At 68.0% G+C, this 4,167-nt stretch carries 5 protein-coding genes and 1 pseudogene; 5 read left to right on the top strand and 1 reads right to left on the bottom strand.

The features are described 5' to 3' along the window. Together HC022_RS20420 and HC022_RS20415 are read left to right on the top strand one after the other, a co-directional pair. Positions 1-291, top strand: a pseudogene (locus HC022_RS20420) (GntP family permease); the annotation flags it as partial. Positions 292-456: 165 nt separating this feature from the next. Further along, positions 457-651, top strand: a complete 195-nt coding sequence (locus HC022_RS20415) for a hypothetical protein (RefSeq protein WP_040383860.1) — start codon at positions 457-459, stop codon at positions 649-651. An 89-nt stretch (positions 652-740) separates the two neighbouring features. On the opposite strand, the gene ilvC is transcribed toward HC022_RS20415, so the two are convergent. Further along, positions 741-1,763, bottom strand: a complete 1,023-nt coding sequence (gene ilvC, locus HC022_RS20410; RefSeq protein WP_008884831.1) for a ketol-acid reductoisomerase — start codon at positions 1,761-1,763, stop codon at positions 741-743. Between the two features lie 146 nt (positions 1,764-1,909). Here ilvC and HC022_RS20405 point away from each other — a divergent pair, with 146 nt between their 5' ends. The 3 genes from HC022_RS20405 to HC022_RS20395 form a co-directional block, all read left to right on the top strand. Beyond that, positions 1,910-2,365, top strand: coding sequence for an Lrp/AsnC family transcriptional regulator (locus tag HC022_RS20405; protein WP_089954356.1), 456 nt, complete (start codon positions 1,910-1,912; stop codon positions 2,363-2,365). Continuing rightward, a complete protein-coding gene (locus HC022_RS20400; RefSeq protein WP_167453638.1) occupies positions 2,362-2,829 on the top strand; it encodes an Lrp/AsnC family transcriptional regulator in 468 nt (155 codons plus the stop codon). The genes HC022_RS20405 and HC022_RS20400 overlap by 4 nt, the downstream gene beginning before the upstream one ends. Before the next feature lie 259 nt (positions 2,830-3,088). Further along, the coding region (locus HC022_RS20395) for an aminotransferase class V-fold PLP-dependent enzyme (RefSeq protein WP_167453637.1) at positions 3,089-4,167 on the top strand (1,079 nt) is incomplete at its 3' end.

Here is a 4,167-nt window from a genome sequence, read left to right as displayed (position 1 = left end):
GGCATCACCGGTTCGGCCTCGGGCGGCATGTCCATCGCGCTCAACGCGCTGGGCGAGCAGTTCGCACAGATGGGGCAGGCGCAGGGCGTGAGCATGGGGCTGATGCACCGGGTGACGTCGCTGTCCTCGGGCGGCTTCGACGCGCTGCCTCACAACGGCGCCGTCATCACCCTGCTGGCGATCACCGGCATGACCCACAAGAAGAGCTACTCCGATATCTTCGTGGTGGCGGTGGCGATCCCCGTGGTCGCCACGATCACGGTCATCGTGCTGGGCTCGCTGGGGCTCTGAAACCGGAGGGGGCGCCCCGGGCCGGCGCGCCTGCCTGCAAACCGATCAGACGACAAGCGCCGGACGCCTCCGTCCGGCGCTTATGCTGCGTTGCAGCATCGCGCCTGTGACAGGGGTGCGGATTTCTGGCATGCTGGGCTCGGGAGGACACGAAAGGATTTGACCATGTGCCTCACCGCCCAAGCCCTCTTCCTGTTCCTCTCGGTGCTGCCGGAGGACATCGTGGATGTGTCGCCAGAGCGGGTCGTCGTCCACGCCGAGGTGCGCGACGCAGTCTGGCTCCCCAGGGACGACCAGTGGTGCACCGATGCGCCCCGGCGTGACGCCGATATCCGCCTGAGGCGCGGCACCGCGCTCTGACAGGCGCGCTGGCAGGGGAAACCCCGCAACGGAACGGGCCCGCGCCTTTTCGGCACGGGCCCGCGGAGATCATCGGGTGATCCGAAGGATCAGTTCTTGGCCTTGTCGACCATCTTGCCGGCGGAGATCCACGGCATCATGTCGCGGAGCTTCTGGCCGACCTGCTCGATCTGGTGCTCGTCGTTGGCGCGGCGCGAGGCTTTCAGCGTCGGCTGGCCCACGGCGTTCTCGAGCATGAAGTCACGCACGAACTTGCCCTGCTGGATGTCGGTCAGAACGGCTTTCATCGCGGCCTTGGTCTGCTCGTAGGGCAGGATGCGCGGGCCGGTGACGTACTGGCCGAACTCGGCGGTGTTCGAGATCGAGTAATCCATGTTGGCGATGCCGCCTTCGTAGATCAGGTCGACGATCAATTTCACCTCGTGAAGGCACTCGAAGTAGGCCATCTCGGGGGCGTAGCCGGCTTCCACCAGGGTCTCGAAGCCGCAGCGGATGAGCTCGACGAGGCCGCCGCAGAGAACCGCCTGCTCGCCGAACAGGTCGGTTTCGCACTCTTCACGGAAGTTGGTCTCGATGATGCCCGAGCGGCCGCCGCCGATTGCGGAGCAGTACGACAGGCCGATTTCCAGCGCCTTGCCGGTGGCGTCGCTGTCGACCGCGACGAGGCAGGGCACGCCGCCGCCCTTGACGTATTCACCGCGCACGGTGTGGCCCGGGCCCTTGGGTGCCATCATGATGACGTCGATGCCTTCGGGCGCCTCGATCAGGCCGAAGTGGACGTTCAGGCCGTGGGCGAAGGCAATGGCCGCGCCGGGCTTGAGGTTGTCCTTGACGTATTTCTTGTAGGTCTCGGCCTGCAGCTCGTCGGGCATGGTGAACATGATCAGGTCGCACCAGGCCGCCGCTTCGGCGATGCCCATGACCGCGAGGCCCTCGGCTTCGGCCTTCTTGGCCGATGCGGAGCCTTCGCGCAGGGCGACGACGACGTTCTTGGCGCCGCTGTCGCGCAGGTTCAGCGCATGCGCGTGGCCCTGGCTGCCGTAGCCCAGGATCGCCACTTTCATGTCCTTGATCAGGTTGATGTCGCAATCGCGATCGTAATAGACGCGCATCGGTCTTTCCTTCCTTGGTCGTGTTCTCTTGGTCTTGTTATAGGGCGCAGACTAGGTTGCGCGCGGCGATGTTGGTTGCGTTTTTCTTGAGAATTTGCGGGAATGATGAAAGATCATTCCTGAAATCCGGAAAAGGTGGTGGATTCATGCTCGACGACACCGATCGGCGCATTCTTCGTCAATACCAGGCGGCGCCGGGCGTCGCCTCGGCAGAGCTTGCCGAGCGGGCGGGGGTGACTCCCTCGACGCTGGCGCGCCGGCTGGCGGCGATGCGGGCCGAGGGGGTGCTGAAGGGCGTGCGCGGGGTGATCCACTGGCCGGCGCTCGGCTACGAGCTCGAGGTGTCGTTGCGGGTGACGCTCGACAAGACCGCGCCGCGGGCCTTCGACGAGTTCATCGTGAGTGCGCGCGGGGTGCCGGAGGTGATCGAGATCCAGACCTTCCTCGGCACCGTCGACGTGCGGCTCGCGGTGGTGGCGCGGGATCTGGGGCATTACCAGACGCTCTACCGCGAGAAGCTGCTCACCCTGCCGCATATCGCCGACATCGAGGCGCTGATGCACGTGGCGCTGGTGAAGCACGACGAGACGGTGCCGCTGTGAACGGGGAGGGGCTGGCGCTCGATGAGATCGACCGGGGGCTGATCCGGGCCCTGGCCGAGGACGCGCAGGCCAGTGCAGGCGCGCTGGGGCGGCGCTTTGGCCTGTCGCAGCCGGCCTGCTGGCGCCGCATCCAGCGGCTGCGCGAGGCCGGGGTGTTCCGCGGCGCGCGGCTGGACCTCGACCTCGGGCGGCTGGGCTTCGGGGTGACGGTGTTCCTCGGCATTAAGCTGGCCACCAAGGGGCGGGTGAGCCTCGAGGATTTCGAGCGCGCGGTGAGCGCCATTCCCGAGGTGCAGCTGGTCGAGCACGTGCTGGGTGCCTTCGACTACCGGCTGCGGGTGGCGGCGCGGGATCTGCCGGATTTCGAGCGGGTGCTGCGGCGCCGGATCATGACGCTGCCCGGGGTCGGCAACGTCGAGGCCAACGTGGTGCTGAGCGAGGAGCGTCGTCCAGGGCCGATCTGACGGGGTCTGTCCGGTGGGCTCGATCTGACGGGGGTGGTCTGACGGAGGGAGCCGATCGGGTTCGTCTGGTGCGCGCGATCCGCCGGGGGTTGGTCTGGCGGGCTGATCTGTCGCGCCCGGCCCGAGCGGCGCGCCGGACGCCGGGACGGCGCTCGCCTTCGGCAATCGCCCCGCCCGCCGTCCCGCTACTGCTCCCAAGGGAGGCGTTGCGTTCCGTGACCGATGCGGTATCGACGGGTCAAACAGACAGGAGCTTGCCATGCCGCTGCGCGATGATGTCGACCCCAAGGGTCTCGAGGAATTCTCGGTGGTCTTTACCGACCGGTCTCTCAACCACATGTCCGCCGCCTTCCAGGAGGTGATGCGCGACGTCTCGTCGATGCTGCGCGAGGTCTATGGTGCGGCCGGCGTCGCGCTGGTGCCGGGGGGCGGGACCTTCGGCATGGAGGCCGTGGCGCGGCAGTTCGGACAGGGCGCCAAGGCGCTGGTGGTGCGCAACGGCTGGTTCTCGTTCCGCTGGTCGCAGATCTTCGAGGCCGGCGGCTTCGGCGGCGAGGTGACCGTGATGAAGGCGCGCCAGACCGGCAACGAGGCGGTCGCGCCCTTTGCGCCCGCGCCCGTGGCCGAGGTGATCCGCCGCGAGGCGCCCCAGATCGTCTTCGCGCCGCATGTCGAGACCAGCTCGGGCGTGATCCTGCCCGACGACTACATCGCGCAGATCGCCGCGGCGGCGCATGAGGTGGGGGCGCTGATGGTGCTCGACTGCATCGCCTCGGGCTGCATCTGGGTCGACATGGAGGAGACCGGCGTCGACGTGCTGATCTCGGCACCGCAGAAGGGCTGGTCGGCGACCCCCTGCGCCGGCATCGTGATGTTCTCGGAGCGCGCGCTGGAACGGCTGGAGGAGACGGCGTCGAACTCCTTTGCCATGGATCTCAAGAAGTGGCGCCAGATCATGGCCGCCTACGAGGCCGGTGGGCACGCCTACCATGCCACCATGCCGACCGACGGGCTGCGCATGTTCCGCGACGCCATGGTCGAGACCCGGGAGATGGGCTTTGCCGAGGCGAAGGCGGCGCAATGGGAGCTTGGGCGGCGCGTGCGCGAGTTGCTGGCGGCGCGCGGCATCGCCTCGGTCGCGGCGGAGGGCTTCGGCGCGCCGGGCGTGGTGGTGAGCTACACCGACGATCCCGAGGTGCAGTCGGGCCGGGCCTTCGCCGCCAGGGGCACGCAGATCGCCGCGGGCGTGCCGCTGCAATGCGACGAGCCAGCGGGCTTCTCGACCTTCCGGCTGGGGCTCTTCGGGCTCGACAAGCTGGCGGATGTCTCGGCCACGGT

It is taken from the genome of Salipiger sp. HF18 (genome assembly GCF_011806505.1).
Classification (GTDB): Bacteria; Pseudomonadota; Alphaproteobacteria; order Rhodobacterales; family Rhodobacteraceae; genus Salipiger; species Salipiger thiooxidans.
The sequence above is the reverse complement of the archived record's forward strand: the minus strand, read 5'-3'. Positions and strand labels throughout refer to the sequence as shown.